The sequence below is a fragment of the Paraburkholderia sp. CNPSo 3274 genome, from assembly GCF_024206475.1.
In the GTDB taxonomy this organism is placed as follows: Bacteria; Pseudomonadota; Gammaproteobacteria; order Burkholderiales; family Burkholderiaceae; genus Paraburkholderia.
The window spans coordinates 113,849-131,162 of record NZ_JAMBPR010000007.1 but is presented as its reverse complement, the minus strand read 5'-3'; the positions used below and the strand labels follow the sequence as shown (position 1 = coordinate 131,162).

The following is a 17,314-nucleotide window of genomic DNA, read 5'->3' as shown; positions in this document are numbered from 1 at the left end:
GCGCCCGCGTGTTGCTGGGCGCTGGCCTTTGGCAGGGCTTCCAGCGGCGGCATTCGGCAACGGGCGCCGCCGCTTCGCTTGATGGCGTTGTCGTTAAATCCCGCCAGATCGCCATGGAATCAGGCGCTTGCGGATGCAGGGTGTATGGATATACAGTATGCGTCGCTCCGTCCCGATTCGCCACGTTCATCGTCCCAGCGCCCGCCGTGTCCACCGTTTCCGTTGCCGATTCCTCCGCCTCCGACGCCAGCCAGGCGCGCGCCGATGCGGCCAATGCCGTTTCCGTATGGCTCGCGAAACTCAACGACGCGCAGTGCGAGGCCGTCGAGCACGGCGGCGAAGCGGGCTACGCGCCGGGTTCGGCGCTGCCGGGCCCGCTGCTCGTGATCGCGGGCGCCGGGTCGGGCAAGACGAATACGCTCGCGCATCGCGTCGCGCATCTGATCGCGGGCGGCGCCGACCCGCACCGCGTTCTGCTGCTCACGTTCTCGCGGCGCGCCGCGCAGGAAATGACGAGGCGCGTGGCGCGTATCGCCGCCGGCGCGCCAGGCGCGGCCGCCGTGCTAGCGCAAGGGCTCACCTGGGCGGGCACCTTTCATGGCGTGGGCGCGCGGTTGTTGCGTGAGTATGCGGATCACATCGGCCTTTCGCCGGCGTTCACGATCAACGATCGCGAGGATTCCGCGGATCTCATGAATCTGGTGCGCCACGAACTGGGTTTGTCTGCGAAGGAAAAGCGCTTCCCCTCGAAATCGACTTGCCTCGCGATCTATTCGCGCGCGGTCAACACGGGCGATTCGCTCGCGAACGTCCTCAACCGTTCGTTCTCGTGGTGCCTCGAGTGGGAGCCGCAGCTACGCGCGCTGTTCGCGTCGTACGTGGACGCCAAGCAGAAGCAGAACGTCCTCGACTACGACGACCTGCTGCTCTACTGGGCGCACATGGCGGCGGAGCCGACCATTGCCGCCGATCTCGCGGGACGCTTCGACCACATCCTCGTCGACGAATACCAGGACACCAACCGCCTGCAGGCTTCGATCCTGCTCGCGCTCAAGCCCGATGGCCGCGGCCTCACCGTAGTCGGCGACGATGCCCAGGCGATCTATTCGTTTCGCGGCGCGACCGTGCGCAACATTCTTGACTTCCCGGCGCAGTTCGACCCGCCTGCGCGTCAGGTGACGCTCGAGCGCAACTACCGTTCGACGGCGCCGATCCTCGCAGCCTCGAACGCCGTGATCGACGCCGCTGCCGAGCGCTTCACCAAGAACCTGTGGACCGACCGCCCCTCGCAGCAGCGCCCGCGCCTTGTCACCGTGGCCGACGAGGCAACCCAGGCGCGCTATGTCGTCGAGCAGATCCTGGAGGCGCGTGAAGCGGGCATGAAACTCAAACAGCAGGCCGTGCTGTTTCGCGCGGCGCATCACAGCGCAACGCTCGAAATCGAACTGGCGCGGCGCAATATCCCTTTCGTGAAGTTCGGTGGACTGCGTTTTCTCGACGCCGCGCACGTGAAAGACGTGCTGGCGGTACTGCGCTGGGCCGAGAATCCGCTCGACCGTGTGGCGGGGTTTCGCGTGACGCAATTGCTGCCGGGCGTCGGGCCCGCGAACGCCGCGCGCCTGCTCGACCAGGTGGCCGCGTGCACGGGCGCGTATCGCGCCGCCGAGGCGCTCGCGGCTTTCGCGCCGCCGCCGCGCGCGGCCGAGGACTGGCCCGCGTTTGCATCGCTCATCGACAGCCTCTCCATGCGCTCAACGCCGTGGCCCGCCGAATTCGAGCGCGTGCGCCGCTGGTACGAGCCGCATCTCGAGCGCAATCACGAAGACGCCCAGGTGCGTCTCGCCGACTTGCTGCAGATGGAGAGCATTGCGAGCACCTACGCCTCGCGCGAGCGTTTTCTCACCGAACTTACGCTCGATCCGCCCGACGCGACGAGCGCCGAATCCGCCGATCCGCTGCTCGACGAGGACTATCTGATCCTCTCGACGATCCATTCGGCGAAAGGTCAGGAGTGGCGCAACGTGTTCGTGCTCAACGGCGTGGACGGCTGCATTCCGTCCGATCTCGGCGCGGGCAGCGACGAGGAGCTGGAGGAGGAGCGGCGGCTGCTCTATGTCGCGATGACGCGCGCGAAGGAGGATCTGCACATCGTCGTGCCGCAGCGCTTCTATGTGCACAACCAGGTGGCGTCGGGCGACCGGCACGTGTGGGCCTCGCGCACGCGCTTCATCGCCACGCCCATGCTGCCGCTGTTCGAATCGTGCGCGTGGCCGCCCGCGCCCGTGGCGAGCGTGCCGAGCGCGGCTGGACTCGCCGCCGCCGCGCAGGCGAAGGTCGTGATCGCCGCGAAGCTCAGGAAGATGTGGGATTAGGGGGGCGAGCCGGGCGCGCGCCGTTTTCAGGCGGCGCGCCAGCGCTCAGCGCCTCTGCTCGCGCGCGGTGCCGCGCTGCGGCGGCATGAAGAAGTTGCGCATCCACGCGGCAAGGCGCGTGAAGACGTCGTCGGGCTCCTCGACGAAAATCTCGGGCTTGAGCAGGCGCAGATACTCCATGATCTGTTGCGCTTCCTGCTTCTGGAACACGCCATGCGTCACGCCGAGCCTCAGCAGCCCGCGCAGTTCGCCCAGACGCTCGCGCGCGGCGCTACCCGTTGCCTGCTCGCAGCCGATCTTCGCTTCGTACACACGCTGACGCAGCGACTCGGTGAGCCGCCACGCGGGCGTCTGCATCGACTCTTCGAGCGCCTGGATGTCCTGCACGCCCGACTTGATCTGCGCCGCCAGCGGATCGACCAGCGAGTCGTCGCCCTGCGCTTCGCTCACGATGGCCGCCGCCCAGTCGCGGCACTGCTTCGAGAGTTCGTCGGGCGTCCATTCGGGCCGCGACGCGAAGCCGAAACCGAATTCGCCCGCCTGACGCATCAGGATCGAGACGACCTCGGGGAATTCCTTGTCGAGCGTGCGCTTGGCCCACGCGTACTGGCCGCCTTGCAGGAGCCGCTGGACGGCGTGCTCCGTGAGCGGCGTCATGTTGTCGAGCAGCTTCGCGCGCAGGTAATCCTCGAATTCCGGCGTGGCGAACTGCGGGTCAAGTTTGAGCGAGACGCGCAGGAACGCGTCGAAGTCCTTGCGCAGCGACGCAAGCGTTTCGTCCTTCAGGTTGAGGGTGATATGCCCCATTGTGGTTGCCCCGGTGTAATCCTTATCGCTTCTCGCGTGCTCTCGCCGTTCGAGCAGTGACCTGCCAAGGCAGGCCTTGTCGGGTTTAACGGCGGGCCGGGGTGAAACTTGAGCGCGGGCGGCGAGGGGCGGCTCTAGTGCAGGACGACGCCTTGCCAGAGGAAGAACACGCCGAGCCCGACCGCGATGGTGACGAGCGGGCGCTTCGTGAGCGCGCTGACGACGATCGCCGCGAGCGCGCCGACGAGCTGCGGGTTGCGCCAGGTCAGCTCGGCGCCCTGTCCGTGGGGCGACACCGCCATCGGCACGATGATGGCCGTGAGCACGGTGACGGGCACGAAGCCGAGCGCGGTGCGCACGAGCGGCGGGAACATCAGCCGGTCGCCGAGCACGAACACCGCAGTGCGAATGACCAGAGTGATGAGGGCCATGCCGAGAATCAGGACGATGTAGTTCATTGCCCGGCTCCTGCGGTGCGTTGGACGTTGGGGGACTTGCGGGCGGACTCGCTGCCGGCGCGGGCGCCGCGCGAGGAACCTGGGCGCGAGAGCACGACACCCACGACCACGCCCGCGAGCACGGCGCCGAGCAGCCCGAGCTTGTACGGCCAGCCCTGCCAGAAAAAGGCGAGCGCGCCCGCAGTCGCGGCGGCGGCGAGGTAGCGCAAGGCAACTAGCTGCGGCACGACGATGGCGATGAAAGTCGCAACCATCGCGAAGTCGAGGCCGAGCGACTGCAGACCCGGGAACGCCGCGCCGAACAACAGGCCAGCTGCGGTCCAGAGTTGCCAGTTCAGGTACATCGAGAGCCCCGAACCGAGGAAATGCCACGGCGAGACGTCGTCGCCGGGCGGATGGCGGCGGAAATGCGCCCACGCGACGGCGAAGACCTCGTCGGTGAGGAGGCCGCCGAGCACCAGGCGCCAGCGCAGCGGCAGGTGCGAGACATAAGGCGCGAGTGTCGCGCTGTAGAGCACGTGCCGCAGGTTCACGATGAACGTGGTGGCGAGAATCACCGCGAAGCTCGCGTGCGAAGCGATCAGCCCGAGCGCGATGAACTGCGCGGAGCCGGCGAACACGGCGAGCGACATGAACTGGCCGTGCCAGAGCGAAAGCGGGCCCGAGGTGACGAGCGTGCCGAAGATCACGCCGAACGGCGCGGCGCCGATCATCATGGGGATCGTGTCGCGCGCGCCGGCAATGAATTCGGCAAAGCGATTGGGATGCGTGGTCAAACTGTCCTCCTGATACAAGGGGACAGCATAGCGGGCGGCGGTGCGCGTGGCTTGTACGTTCTTGCGGCGGGACGCGGGCTGGCGCCTTCAGGACGACTGCCAGCGCCCCGGCGGCACGCCGAACATACGCCGAAAGTGCCGCGTGAAATGGCTCTGGTCGGTGAAGCCGCTCGCCGCGGCGACATCGGCGACCGTGGCGCCTTCGCGCAGCGGCGCGAGGGCGCGTTGCAGGCGCAGCTGCGTGCGCCAGGCGTGCGGCGGCAGTCCGGTTGCCTGCGTGAAAAGCCGCGTCGCGTGAAACGGCGAAAGGCCGACCGCCTGGGCGAGATCGGCCACGCGCAGCGGCGTGGCGAGATCGGCGGCGAGGAGCGCTTTCATCGTTTCCACGCGCGGGTCGTTCGGGCCATGCTTGAGCGCCGCCTCGCGTGTGCGGCCGTAGCGCGTGAGCAACGTCGAGAGCGCGTCGAGCAGCGAGCCTTCCACGGCGAGCAGATCGGAACACGGCGCTGAAGGCGGTGCCGAATGCGGCGCACCGGAAGGCGCGGGAAGCGCCGCCACGCCAGCCAAACTGGCGCTTGCGCTGGATTGCGGCAGGGCCGCGGCTCGCCGCCAGTCGGCGTCGGCTTCCAGCAGACGGTGGGCGCGCGAGAGCCTGCGCGCGAGATCGAGATCGTGGATCACCTCGGCGTCGAACCACGGCAGCGGCTGCGTGCGCCCGGCGATTTCGCCGGCGAGTTCGTGCAGGAAGTCGATCGGCACGTACATGACCCGATAGCTCCAGCCTTCTTCGACGGCGCGCGAGCCCGTGTGCAACTCGCCGGGGTTGATGACCGGAACGCTGCCCGTTCCGGCGACATGCTGCGTTCCGCGATAGCGAAAGCATTCCGCGCCGCCCTCGATCACGGGGATCGTGTAGGCCTCGTGCCAGTGGGGCGCGAACGTATGCGCGTTGTATTCGGCCGTGACGAGATCCGCGCCGGGCAGAAGCGGCGTGCGCCAGTAGCGGGCGGAGTCTCGAAAACGGGAATCGGTCATGGTGAAGGGATCCTGCACAGATCCCCAGTTTAGCGCAGCGGAATCGTCGTGCCCGCCGGCACCGGCACGGCCGAGACGCTGTTCTTGGCGCTGCCGCTCACCACGCGGTCGCTGTAGGTCAGATACACGAGCGCGTTGCGCTTCGCGTCGACCACGCGCACGACGTGCAACGTCTTGAAGAGGAGCGACATGCGCTCGTTGAAGACGTCGGCCTGCTGTTTGAGTGGACCTGCGAACGAGATCGGCCCGACCTGCCGGCACGCGATCGATGCCTCGGTCGGATCTTCCGCAATGCCGAGCGTGCCCTTCACGCCGCCCGTGCGTGCGCGAGAGACGTAGCAGGTGATGCCTTGTACCTGCGGATCGTCGTAGGCCTCGACAACGACCTTGTCCGAGCCGGTCACACGGAAGTTGGTGTTCACGCTGCCGATCTGCTCGGCGTGGGCGGCGGCGAAGGCGACGAGGCTTGCGCAGGCGAGGAGTGGGCGCGCGAGGCGAGCGGCAAGGCGGGTGGTTTTCATGCGGATTCCCGAAGATGACGAAGCGACATTATCGGGGAGGGCGGCGTGCCAACGCGCGCACCAAAAGAAAAAGGGGTTGCGTGCAAACACGCAACCCCTCGATATTTTGGCTCCCCGACCTGGGCTCGAACCAGGGACCTACGGATTAACAGTCCGGCGCTCTACCGACTGAGCTATCGGGGAACAGCAGTACAGCTACAACGCTTTACGTCATAAAAAAACCCGTTGTGCGCTGTGATCAACACGAACGGGCTTTTGCGAATCTTGGCTCCCCGACCTGGGCTCGAACCAGGGACCTACGGATTAACAGTCCGGCGCTCTACCGACTGAGCTATCGGGGATCAACAAAAGCAGAGAACGAGATTCTATGGGGTCTGGCTGGGCCTGTCAATACCCTGTCGCGATCTGTTTAGGAGCAATCCGCTGCGCGAGGGACTGTCCACAAATGCGACGGGGCGACACCCCGAACAAGCGATCAGCGCGCGGTTAGCGTGCGAGCAGCGCGAGCTTGTCCTTCACGTCCTTGAATTCGTCGGCTTCCGGCAGCGGGGCCTTGGTCTTGGTGATGCTCGGCCAGCCCTTCGCGAGGTCGGCGTTCAGTTCGATGAACGATTGCTGGTCGCCAGGCACGTCTTCCTCGGCGTAAATGGCATTCACCGGGCACTCGGCAACGCACACGGCGCAGTCGATGCACTCGTCCGGGTCGATCGCGAGGAAGTTGGGACCTTCGCGAAAGCAGTCCACCGGGCACACATCGACGCAGTCGGTATAGCGGCACTTGATGCAGCTTTCGGTCACAACGTGAGTCATTCAGGCAGCTCCTGCAAGCTTTTTGTATCGGGGGATGGCGATTCGCCAAAAGCGGTATTGTAACTGATGAGGAATTACCCCAACCACAGGCCCACAACCGTCCTTAGATCGTTTCGTGATTAGTTTATAAGATAGGGTGATCCGCAACGTTTTACCCCTTGCGCGCGAGGGGCCGTGCCGGCGGGCACGCGGCGCGCGCAGGCATTCGGGTAACATGGGCGCACCGCTGGCGCCTGCCGCCCGGAGCCGCTGCGGGGCATCTGCCCGGCAGCGTGTCCGGTTCCCGCTTCGCGGGCGCTATCCGATTGCAGTCCGGCTGGCCCATCATGATCATTACTTCGCTGCTCGATACCGATCTCTACAAATTCACCATGATGCAGGTGGTGCTGCATCATTTCCCCGCGGCCAATGTGGAATACCGTTTCCGCTGCCGCACGCCGAACGTCGATCTCGTGCCCTACGTCGACGAGATCCGCAGCGAGATCCAGAAGCTGTGCAGGTTGCGCTTCGCCGAGACCGAGCTCGACTACCTGCGCAAGATGCGCTTCATCAAGAGCGACTTCATCGACTTTCTCGCGCTCTTTCACCTCAACGAAAAGTACATCTCGGTCACGGCGTCGCCCAAAGGCAATGGCGAGATCGACATCGAGATCAAGGGGCCGTGGCTGCACACGATCCTCTTTGAGATCCCGGTGCTCGCCATCGTCAACGAGGTGTATTTCCGCAATACGCAGCATCATCCGCAGTACGAGGAGGGGCGCGAGCGCCTGCGCCACAAGATCGAGCTGCTCGGCGCGAAGCCCGAATTCGCCGACTGCAAGATCGCCGACTACGGCACGCGCCGCCGCTTCTCGAAGCGCTGGCACGAGGAGGTGATCCTCACGCTCAAGGACGATCTCGGCGAGCAGTTCACCGGCACGAGCAACGTCTACTACGCGATGAAGCACAATCTCACGCCGCTCGGCACGATGGCGCATGAGTACCTGCAGGCGTGCCAGGCGCTCGGGCCGCGTCTGCGCGACTCGCAAATCTTCGGCTTCGAGATGTGGGCGAAGGAATACCGCGGCGACCTGGGCATTGCGCTCTCGGACGTCTACGGCATGCAGGCCTTTCTGCGCGACTTCGACATGTACTTCTGCAAGCTCTTCGACGGCGCGCGGCACGACTCGGGCGATCCGTTCGAGTGGGGCGAGCGGCTGCTCAAGCACTACGAGGACAACCGCTGCGATTCGCGCACGAAGACGATGATCTTCTCGGACGCGCTCGACATTCCCAAGGTGCTGCGCCTGTACGAGCGTTTCGGCGACCGCTGCCGCCTCGCGTTCGGCGTGGGCACGAATCTCACCAACGACCTGGGCTATCAGCCGCTGCAGATCGTCATCAAGATGGTCCGCTGCAACGGTCAGCCCGTCGCCAAGCTCTCCGATTCGCCGGGCAAGAACATGTGCGACGACAAGGCCTATCTCGCCTATCTGCGCCAGGTGTTCGGCATCGAGCAGCCCGTGGAGGAAGAGTGCGCGGGCAAATAAGCGGCTGAAAAAACGGCTGAAAAACGCGCACACGAGACCCGCAGATCGCAGGCGACGCCCCGGTATAATCGGCGCGTCGCCTTTCTTCATCTGACGAGGACGTTCATGGACACGACGGCCGCCCGCCGCAGCATACTCGCGCGCATTCGCGCGGCGCAGGGACGCGAGGCCACGCCCGCGGCGCACGAGCGGCAAGCCGTGGCCGACTACCTCGCGCGTCATCCCGAGGGTCCGCGCCCGCCGCTGGAAGGCGATCTCGTCGCGCGCTTCGTTGGCGAGGCGCGCAAGATGTCGAGCACCGTCGACGAAGTCCAGCAGATTGCCGACGTACCCGCCGCCGCGCAGCGTTATCTCGCCGAGCGCAGCTTGCCGATGCAGGCCGTCGCGTGGCAAACGCTCGAAACGTTCGACTGGGCCGGCGCGGGTCTCGCCGTTCAATTCCGCAAGCCCGAAGATCGCGATCTCGTCGGCCTCACGGGCTGCTTTTGCGCCACGGCCGAAACCGGCACACTGGTCCTGCTCTCCAGCCCCCAGACGTGGGCCTCAGGCGCGCTGCTGCCCGAAACGCACATCGCCGTCGTGCCCGCTTCGCGCATCGTCGCGGGCCACGAGGATGCCTTCGCGCTCATGCGCGCCGAACGTGGAGAGCTGCCGCGCGCGGTCAACTTCGTTTCGGGGCCTTCGCGCACCGGCGACATCGAGCAGACCATCATTCTTGGCGCACACGGGCCGTATCGCGTGCATGTGATCGTCGTGCATGGCGCGTAGGCGCAACACGGCGAGCGCTTGCGCGGGGACGCTCTTCGCCGCACTGACGCTCTTCAGCACGAACGCACACGCGGCGGCCTTCGACGCAGCATCGCTCAGCGCCGCCTGGGCGCTGCCGTTCGCCGGCATGCTGCTTTCGATCGCGTTCTTCCCAATGTTCGCGGCCACGTTCTGGCATCACCACTTCGGCAAGATTTCGGCGGCCTGGGCGCTCGCGTTCCTGGTGCCGTTTGCGGCCACGCATGGTTTTGGCGTGACGTATCCGCTCTTCGTGCACGCAGTCGTCGACGAATATCTCCCCTTCATCGCGTTGCTCGGCGCGCTCTATACGATCGCGGGCGGCATTTGTGTGTACGGGAATCTGCGCGGATCGCCGCGCATGAACACGGCGATCCTCGCGCTAGGCACCGTGCTCGCGAGCGTGATGGGCACGACGGGCGCGGCGATGCTGCTGATCCGGCCGCTCCTGCGCGCGAACGACAACCGCCGGCACAACGTACACGTGGTCGTGTTCTTCATCTTTCTCGTCGCGAACGCGGGCGGTCTGCTCACGCCGCTCGGAGATCCGCCGCTTTTCCTCGGTTTTCTCAACGGCGTGAGATTCTTCTGGACTGCGCAGCATCTCGCGCTGCCGATGCTCTTCGTTTGTGGCGTGCTGCTCGCGGTGTTCTACGCGTTCGATAGTTGGTACTTCAGCCGTGCCGGGGAAGTGTGCGCCGCTTCGCTCGACCCGACGCCGGACACAGTCGCGCTCTCCATTGGCGGCAAGGCGAATTTCGTGCTGCTCGCTCTGCTCATCGCGCTCGTGCTGATGAGCGGCGTGTGGCGTCCGGGTATCGTTTTCGAGGTCGCGGGCGCGCACCTGCAGTTGCAGAACCTCGTGCGCGATGGAGGACTCGTTGCGCTCGCACTCATTTCGCTCGCATTCACGTCGAAAGCGGCGCGCGCCGATAACGATTTCGAGTGGGCGCCGATCGTCGAGGTGGCCAAGCTCTTCGCGGGCATTTTCGTGACGATCACCCCGGTCATCGCGATGCTGCGCGCGGGCGAGGCGGGCGCGTTCGCCGCGCTGATCCGTTTCGTGAACGACGCACCGGGCCGCCCCAACGAGGCGATGTACTTCTGGGCGACGGGCCTCCTGTCGTCGTTTCTCGACAACGCGCCCACGTACCTCGTGTTCTTCAATCTGGCGGGCGGCGACGCCAACGCGCTCATGTCCGGCGGCGCGAAAACGCTCGCCGCGATCTCGGCGGGCGCGGTGTGGATGGGCGCGCTCACCTATATCGGCAACGCGCCGAACTTCATGGTGAAGGCGATCGCGCAGTCGCGCGGCGTGCGCATGCCGGGCTTCTTCGGCTATCTTGGCTGGTCGGGCGTGCTGCTCGCGCCGGTCTTTCTCGCGGCCACCTGGCTCTTTTTCGTCTAGCCGCAAGCCGCTTGCGAGCCGGTTTGCGAAAGGCGCGCGAGACTTCCCTGAGCGCCCCGTCACGCGCAACAATGACGGATAACGACTGACGTGTGGAGAGCAACGATGCAAAAGATTCTCGTGGCGCGCCCGATCTTTCCCGACGTGATCGATCGGTTGAAGCAGTATTTCGACGTGGACTGGAACAACGACGAGGCGCTTTCGCCCGAGGCGCTGCACCAGCGTCTCGCCGACAAGGACGGCGCGCTCACCGCGGGCGACCCGATCGGCGCCGCAACGCTCGCCGCCGCGCCGCGCTTGCGCGTGGTGTCGAACATGGCCGTGGGCTACAACAACTTCGACATGGCCGCCTTCAACGCGGCCAATGTGCTCGGCACCAACACGCCCGACGTGCTCAACGAAACCACGGCCGACTTCGGCTGGGCACTGATGATGGCAGCCGCGCGCCGCGTGACGGAATCGGAGCACTTCCTGCGCGCGGGCAAGTGGGACAAGTGGTCGTTCGACGCGTTTCTCGGCTCGGACATTTATGGCGCTACGCTCGGCGTGATCGGCATGGGCCGTATCGGCCAGGCGCTCGCGCGCCGTGCACTCGGCTTCAATATGCGCGTGGTGTATCACAACCGTTCGCGCGTCGCGCCTGAGATCGAGCGCGAGCTGAACGCCAAATATCTGTCGAAGGAAGCCCTGCTCGAGCAGGCCGACCACGTCGTGCTCGTGCTGCCGTATACGGCGGAGAACCATCACGCGATCGGCGCAGCCGAACTCGCGCTGATGAAGCCCACGGCCACGCTCACCAACATCGCGCGCGGCGGCATCGTCGACGACGCGGCGCTTGCGCACGCGCTGCGCACGCGCCAGATCGCGGCGGCGGGCCTCGACGTGTTCGAGGGCGAGCCGCGCGTGCATCCGGCGCTGCTCGAAGTGGAGAACGTCGTGCTCACGCCGCACATCGCGAGTGCGAGCGAAGCCACGCGCCGCGCCATGGCGAACCTCGCCGCCGACAATCTCATCGCTGCGCTCGGCGAGGGTCCGCGCGCCGGGCAGCCGCCCAATCCGATCAACCCCGCTGTGCTGGGGCAAGCGCGTACATGAGTCCGCTCGCAGTCATGTCGCTGGCGATCGTTGCGCTGGCGATCGCGTTGGTCGCGACGCTCGTGGCGTTGCTGCGCGCGCGCCAAGGCCATGGCGACGGCGAAGCCGAGGCCACGCTCGACGCGCTCGATCAACTGAGCGACCGCCTCGCCGCCTCGACCGACACGCAGGCGCGCGCGGCCGAACGCGTCGAGCGCGAGCTGCGTAACGAGATCGCGCGCACGGCGCAGAGCTCGCGCAGCGAGTTCGGAGGCGGCTTCGCGCAGGTACAGCAGGCGCTTGCGGCGCAGCTCGGCAGCATCGCGACCGTGCAGAACAGCCAGATCGACGGTTTCGCCCAGCAGCTCGCCAAACTCACGGCGGCCAATACGCAGCAGCTCGACGCCGTGCGCCAGAGCCTGCACCAGCAGGCCCAGCAGGCGCGCGACGAGCAGGGCGCCGCGCTGCGTCACTTCGGCTCGGTGCTCACGCAGCAGTTCGGGCAACTCACCGAAGCCAACGACCGGCGCTTCGCCGAAGTGCGCGCGACGCTCGAACAGCGCCTGAAAGACATCGAAGCGAACAACGCGGCGAAGCTCGAGGAAATGCGCCGCACTGTCGACGAGAAGCTGCACGCCACGCTCGAACAGCGCCTCGGCGAATCGTTCAAGCTCGTTTCCGATCGGCTGGAGCAAGTGCATCGCGGGCTTGGCGAGATGCAGACGCTGGCCGCGGGCGTGGGCGACCTGAAGAAGGTGCTCACCAATGTGAAAACGCGCGGCACCTGGGGCGAAGTACAGCTCGAAGCGCTGCTCGAACAGATGCTCACGGCCGACCAGTACGCGAAGAACGTCGCGACGGTGCCCAGGAGCACGGAGCGCGTGGAATTCGCGATTCGCCTGCCTGGACGTGGCGTGGGCGGTGCGGAACAAGGCGAGCCGGTCTGGCTGCCGATTGACGCCAAATTCCCGCGCGAAGACTACGAGCGTCTCATCGATGCGCAGGAGCGCGCGGACGTGCTCGCGATAGAGGAGGCCGGGCGCGCGCTCGAAGTGCGCATCCGCGCGGAGGCGCGCACCATCGCCGAGAAGTACGTCGCGCCGCCGCACACGACCGATTTCGCGCTGCTGTTCCTGCCGACCGAAGGACTTTACGCCGAAATCTTGCGCCGCCCGGGCTTGACCGATGTCCTGCAGCGCGACTACCGCGTGAGCGTGGCGGGTCCGACCACGCTCACGGCGCTCCTCAACAGCCTGCAGATGGGCTTCCGCACGCTCGCGATCGAGCGCCGCTCGAGTGAGGTGTGGCAGGTGCTGGGTGCGGTGAAGACGGAGTTCGGCAAGTTCGGCGACGTGCTCGCGCGCACGAAGTCGCAGCTCGAAACGGTCACGCGTTCCATCGAGGCGGCGGAGGTGCGCACGCGAGCGATGAACCGCAAGCTGCGCGACGTCGAGGCGCTGCCGGGTGAGGCCGCCGCGAATCTCCTCGGCGACGCGCTGCGCAACGGGGAGGGCGAAGCAGGAAGCGAAGCAGGATTCGGCGACGAGTGACCCAACCTGCGCGCCAAAAGCAAACGGGCCGCCTGATCCAGGCGGCCCGTTTGCATTCGAGCGTGTGCGGTGCGTTTGCTTACCCGATCATCGTTTCGCGAGGCGCGGCGAGCTTGTCGAGCGCATCGCCGGTCATGCGCACGACACGCCAGTCGGGCAGGACGGTCGCGCCGAGCTTTTCATAGAAGCCGATGGCCGGCGCGTTCCAGTCGAGCACGGTCCACTCGAAGCGGGCGCAGCCGCGCTCGACGGCAATCGCCGCGAGCGCGCGCAGCATCGCCGTGCCGAGGCCGGTGCCGCGCTGCGACGGCTGCACGTAGAGGTCTTCGAGATAAAGACCGCGGCGGCTCAGGAACGTCGAGTAGTTGTGGAAGAAGAGCGCGTAGCCGACGATGCGGCCGGCGTCTTCCGCCACCAGCGCTTCGGCGGCGGGGCGCGCGCCGAACAGGGCGTCGGCGAGGCCATCGGCCGTGCCCGTGAACAGATGCGTGAGCTTCTCGAACTCGGCGAGTTCATACATCAGCGCGTGCATCGCGCCGACGTCGGCGGCCGTGGCGGGGCGGATCGTCGCGGACATCACGCTTCCTCGGGCACGTCGGACAGATGGATCTCGATGCCGCCGAAGCGCGAGGCCACCCAGTTGTATGCATGGCAGGCGATCCACAGCAGGATGAAGCCGACGATCGCATTGAGCAGCAGCGCGCTGAAGATGGTCGAGAGTTCGACCGAGCCATAGCGCACAAACGCCACGAGCACGCCGAGCAGCACGATAGGCACGCTGAAGGTCAGGTACACGAGGATGAGCGCCTTGGCGGTCTGACCCGCAGCGATGAACGAGATCTGTTTTTTCATAGTAGTCGGTCCGTTATGCAGGTGTGGACGTGTGGTTACGTTTGATGGCCTCTGAGGCGCCGCCGCGCTAGACGAGTCCATCGAACAGCATGATGTCGACGGCGTCGCCGGCATCGAGATCGCCGGCTTCATGGGCGAGCACGATGAAGCAGTTCGCCTCGCTCATCGTGCTGAGTGCGCCCGAGCTTTGCGAGCCGGTCGGCGCGACGCGCCACTGCCCGCTGGCGTCGCGGCGCGCGAGGCCGCGCTGGAATTCGGTGCGGCCCGCACGCTTTTTGATCGGCTGATCGCTCAGTGCAGGCACCAGCGGTAGGGGCTGCGCTTGCGCGCCCGCCATCGCCATGAGCGCGGGGCGTACGATCTGGTAGAACGAGACCATCGTCGCGACCGGGTTGCCGGGCAGCCCGAACAGGAGGGCCGCGCGGCCGGCGCCTGGGTGTCCGCCCGACCAGATGCGGCCGAACGCAAGCGGGCGGCCGGGGCGCATGGCGAGGCCCCAGAACGAGACGTCGCCGAGCGTTTGCAACTGGGTGCGCGTGAAATCGGCTTCGCCGACCGAGACGCCGCCGGAGGTTAGCACGACATTGGCGGTTTCGGCAGCGAGTTTCAGCGTGGCGGCCAGCGCCGCGGGGTCGTCGCGCACAACGCCCAAGTCGATCGCCTCGACGTTCAGGCGCTGGAGCATTGCGCCGAGCGCGTAGCGGTTGCTGTCGTAGATGCAGCCCGCCTCGAGCGGCTCGCCCGGCGAGCGCAATTCGTCGCCGGTCGAGAAGTAGGCCACGCGCAGGCGCTGCTTTACGGTCGCCTCGACGAGGCCGAGCGAGGCCAGCAAGCCAATGTCGGATGCGCGCAGCACGCGGCCGGACGCGAGCGCCACGCCGCCGCGCGCGAGATCCTCACCCTTGCGGCGGGCGTTCGCGCCGCGCTTGACGGCGCTCGCTTCGAAAGCGATGACTTCGCCCTGCGCAGACACATGCTCTTGCGGCACGACGGTGTCGCAGCCCGCGGGCATCGGCGCGCCGGTCATGATGCGCACGCACGCACCCGCGGCAACGTCGCCCGGGTAGGCGTGACCGGCGAAGGCCTTGCCGCACACGGCGAGCGAGAGGCTGCCGGAGGCGTCGGCCAGCGCCGCGCCGTCGAACGCGTAGCCGTCCATCGCCGCGTTGTCGTGCGCGGGGACGTCGATGGGCGAAATCACGTCTTCGGCCAGCACACGCGCAAGCGCGTCACGCAGCGGCACGCGTTCACTCGCCGCAAGAGGCGTCGCCCACTGCAGCACGATGGCCTGCGCGGCGCTGACGGGCAAAGCTTGCGGATCGTACTGGCTGATGCACCCGGCGTTGCCGGAGGGATGGTTAAGCGTGGTCATCGAGTGAGGAAGCGTCGCATCCGCACGGCGTGTGCGGCGATCGTCCAGGCGGGCGTGCCGGCCGTGTGCCGGGGACGGCGGCTGGCCGGGCGCCGCCCAATTGCAATTCAGGCGCGTTCGAGTTCGGCCAGTTCCTGTAAGGAATTGATATTGTAAAACGCACGTTCATCGGCAAAGGCGACTTCGGCGACCGTGTGGCGCGCGTACCACGCACGCACCTTGCGCTCGCCGGCGGCGAGGTAGGCGGCGAGGTCGTCGGCGAGCGAAGTGCGTACGAGTGCGAATACAGGATGCAGCGAGACCTCGCCGTCGGCATTCGCCGTGGTCGCAGTCACGATGTCGGCGGGCCGCGCCAACGCGGCATGGCCCAGGCGCACGGCGAGATCGGCTGGCAGCCAGGGCGAGTCGCAGGGCGCCGTGAGGAGCCATTCGGTTTGCGCCGCGCGCAGTCCGGCGAGGAGCCCCGCGAGCGGGCCGGGGAAATCGGGCAGGGTATCGGCGAGCACGCTCGCTCGCCATGGCGCGCCGAGTGCCGCATAAGCGTCGCCGTTGCGGTTCGCGCTGATCGAGAGGGCGCCCACCTGCGGCGCGAGGCGCGCGAGCACGTGCGCTGCAAGCGGTTTGCCGTGCAGCATCTGCAAGCCCTTGTCCGCGCCGCCCATGCGCTGGCCGCGGCCCCCCGCGAGTACGAGGCCCGTAATCGATTCGGTGGAAATGGCGTTGGCGCTCATCGGCGTCATGGGTTGCTCAGCCGCCGATATAGGACATTTCGATGCGGCGCTCGTCGGAGGCCGCCGGCGCCTGCGCGCTGCCTCGCAGCTGCGAGTAGCGGTCGGCGCGGCCTTCCCACACCTGCGCGATGGCACCTGAGATCGCCGCGTCTGTGGCGCCATTGCGCAACAGCGCGCGTAGGTCGTAACCCATCGAGGCGAACAGGCACAGGTACAGCTTGCCTTCGGTCGAAAGGCGCGCGCGCGTGCAGTCGCCGCAGAACGCGCGTGTCACGCTGGAGATCGCGCCGATCTCGCCTGCGCCGTCCGCGTAGCCCCAACGTTGCGCCGTTTCGGCGGCATTGTGGGGCTCGAGCGATACGAGCGGCCAGTGCTCGGAAATGCGCGCGACGACCTCCGCCGACGGCAGCACTTCGGCCATGTTCCAGCCGTTCGAGGTGCCGACGTCCATGTACTCGATGAAGCGCAGCGTCACGTCCGTGCCGCGGAAATGCTGTGCAAGCGGCACGATCTCGCCGTCGTTCGTGCCGCGCTTGACGACCATGTTGACCTTGATCGGCCCGAGACCGGCGGCTTGTGCCGCGGCAATGCCGTCGAGCACGTCGGCCACCGCGAAGTCGGCGTCGTTCATGCGGCGAAAGAGGGCGTCGTCGAGGGCGTCGAGGCTCACCGTCACCCGTGTGAGGCCCGCGTCGCGCAGGGCGCGCGCCTTGCGGGCAAGCAGCGAGCCGTTGGTGGTGAGCGTGATGTCGAGCGGCTCGCCTTCGGGCGTGCGCAGCGCAGCGAGGCGCTCGATCAGGAATTCGATGTTTTTGCGCAGCAGCGGCTCACCACCCGTGAGGCGGATCTTGGTGACGCCATGCGCGACGAAAAGCCGCGCGAGCCGCTCGATTTCTTCGAGCGAAAGCAGCGCGGAATGGGGCAAAAACGGGTAGTCCTTGTCGAACACTGCACGCGGCATGCAGTACACGCAGCGGAAATTGCAGCGGTCCGTGACCGAGATGCGAAGGTCGCGCAGGGGTCTGGCGAGCGCGTCGAAGACCGCGCCAGACGGGGCGCGCACGGTTCCCGCGGCCGGCCTGGGCAGTTCGGGCGGCAGCGATCGAACGTCGGCAACAGGGATGATGCGTCGTGTCATGATCTCTTCGTTCTCGCGGTGGTTCAATTTTAGCCGAACCAGCCACTGCCTACAGACAAGGGAGAACGCTGATATATCAAAAAAGCCCGCCGGGA

The 17,314-nt window shown here is 66.7% G+C and carries 17 protein-coding genes and 2 tRNA genes; 6 read left to right on the top strand and 13 right to left on the bottom strand.

Annotated features, from left to right (window positions below; all coding sequences use genetic code 11):
- Positions 1-113: 113 nt before the first annotated feature.
- Positions 114-2,372 (top strand): ATP-dependent helicase, encoded by a 2,259-nt coding sequence (locus M3I54_RS06890; RefSeq protein ID WP_254334100.1) that lies wholly within the window; start codon positions 114-116, stop codon positions 2,370-2,372.
- Between the two features lie 45 nt (positions 2,373-2,417).
- On the opposite strand, the gene M3I54_RS06885 is transcribed toward M3I54_RS06890, so the two are convergent.
- From M3I54_RS06885 to fdxA, 8 genes are all read right to left on the bottom strand, one after another.
- Entirely contained in the window at positions 2,418-3,179 is a 762-nt protein-coding gene (locus tag M3I54_RS06885; protein WP_254334098.1) for a DUF4088 family protein, read from the bottom strand.
- Between the two features lie 134 nt (positions 3,180-3,313).
- Positions 3,314-3,637 carry an AzlD domain-containing protein gene (locus M3I54_RS06880; protein WP_254334096.1) on the bottom strand — a complete coding sequence of 108 codons (324 nt, stop codon included), beginning with the start codon at positions 3,635-3,637 and terminating at the stop codon, positions 3,314-3,316.
- The gene (locus M3I54_RS06875; protein WP_254334158.1) at positions 3,634-4,353 is read right to left on the bottom strand and encodes an AzlC family ABC transporter permease; all 720 of its coding nucleotides are present in this window, start codon (positions 4,351-4,353) and stop codon (positions 3,634-3,636) included. The genes M3I54_RS06880 and M3I54_RS06875 overlap by 4 nt, the downstream gene beginning before the upstream one ends.
- 147 nt (positions 4,354-4,500) lie before the next feature.
- Positions 4,501-5,448 (bottom strand): AraC family transcriptional regulator, encoded by a 948-nt coding sequence (locus M3I54_RS06870; RefSeq protein WP_254334094.1) that lies wholly within the window; start codon positions 5,446-5,448, stop codon positions 4,501-4,503.
- Between the two features lie 29 nt (positions 5,449-5,477).
- The gene (locus tag M3I54_RS06865; protein ID WP_254334093.1) at positions 5,478-5,969 is read right to left on the bottom strand and encodes a CreA family protein; all 492 of its coding nucleotides are present in this window, start codon (positions 5,967-5,969) and stop codon (positions 5,478-5,480) included.
- Between the two features lie 107 nt (positions 5,970-6,076).
- Positions 6,077-6,152: transfer RNA gene (locus M3I54_RS06860), tRNA-Asn, on the bottom strand.
- 82 nt (positions 6,153-6,234) lie between these two features.
- Positions 6,235-6,310 (bottom strand) — tRNA-Asn (locus M3I54_RS06855).
- A 145-nt stretch (positions 6,311-6,455) separates the two neighbouring features.
- Entirely contained in the window at positions 6,456-6,779 is a 324-nt protein-coding gene (fdxA, locus tag M3I54_RS06850) for a ferredoxin FdxA (RefSeq protein ID WP_028206706.1), read from the bottom strand.
- A 326-nt stretch (positions 6,780-7,105) separates the two neighbouring features.
- Between fdxA and pncB the strand changes: the two genes are divergently transcribed.
- The 5 genes from pncB to M3I54_RS06825 all read left to right on the top strand — a co-directional run bounded on the left by pncB (position 7,106) and on the right by M3I54_RS06825 (position 13,126).
- Positions 7,106-8,308 carry a nicotinate phosphoribosyltransferase gene (gene pncB / locus M3I54_RS06845; protein WP_254334092.1) on the top strand — a complete coding sequence of 401 codons (1,203 nt, stop codon included), beginning with the start codon at positions 7,106-7,108 and terminating at the stop codon, positions 8,306-8,308.
- A 105-nt stretch (positions 8,309-8,413) separates the two neighbouring features.
- Positions 8,414-9,076, top strand: a complete 663-nt coding sequence (locus tag M3I54_RS06840) for a lactate utilization protein C (RefSeq protein ID WP_254334091.1) — start codon at positions 8,414-8,416, stop codon at positions 9,074-9,076.
- A complete protein-coding gene (locus M3I54_RS06835) occupies positions 9,066-10,502 on the top strand; it encodes a sodium:proton antiporter (RefSeq protein WP_254334090.1) in 1,437 nt (478 codons plus the stop codon). Before M3I54_RS06840 ends, M3I54_RS06835 begins: the two co-directional genes overlap by 11 nt.
- A gap of 105 nt (positions 10,503-10,607) precedes the next feature.
- Positions 10,608-11,597: a D-glycerate dehydrogenase gene (locus tag M3I54_RS06830; protein WP_254334089.1), complete on the top strand. Its 990-nt coding sequence runs from the start codon at positions 10,608-10,610 to the stop codon at positions 11,595-11,597.
- Between the two features lie 14 nt (positions 11,598-11,611).
- Complete coding sequence (locus M3I54_RS06825) at positions 11,612-13,126, top strand: DNA recombination protein RmuC (protein WP_375542107.1); 1,515 nt, start codon at positions 11,612-11,614, stop codon at positions 13,124-13,126.
- A gap of 79 nt (positions 13,127-13,205) precedes the next feature.
- Here M3I54_RS06825 and M3I54_RS06820 read toward each other — a convergent pair whose 3' ends face one another.
- From M3I54_RS06820 to moaA, 5 genes are all read right to left on the bottom strand, one after another.
- Entirely contained in the window at positions 13,206-13,703 is a 498-nt protein-coding gene (locus M3I54_RS06820) for a GNAT family N-acetyltransferase (RefSeq protein WP_254334086.1), read from the bottom strand.
- Positions 13,703-13,978: a hypothetical protein gene (locus M3I54_RS06815; RefSeq protein WP_028212919.1), complete on the bottom strand. Its 276-nt coding sequence runs from the start codon at positions 13,976-13,978 to the stop codon at positions 13,703-13,705. The genes M3I54_RS06820 and M3I54_RS06815 overlap by 1 nt, the downstream gene beginning before the upstream one ends.
- A gap of 67 nt (positions 13,979-14,045) precedes the next feature.
- Positions 14,046-15,350, bottom strand: coding sequence for a gephyrin-like molybdotransferase Glp (gene glp / locus M3I54_RS06810; protein WP_254334084.1), 1,305 nt, complete (start codon positions 15,348-15,350; stop codon positions 14,046-14,048).
- A gap of 107 nt (positions 15,351-15,457) precedes the next feature.
- Complete coding sequence (gene mobA, locus M3I54_RS06805; protein WP_375542101.1) at positions 15,458-16,090, bottom strand: molybdenum cofactor guanylyltransferase MobA; 633 nt, start codon at positions 16,088-16,090, stop codon at positions 15,458-15,460.
- 7 nt (positions 16,091-16,097) lie between these two features.
- Positions 16,098-17,219 (bottom strand): GTP 3',8-cyclase MoaA, encoded by a 1,122-nt coding sequence (moaA, locus tag M3I54_RS06800; RefSeq protein WP_254334082.1) that lies wholly within the window; start codon positions 17,217-17,219, stop codon positions 16,098-16,100.
- Positions 17,220-17,314: the final 95 nt, after the last annotated feature.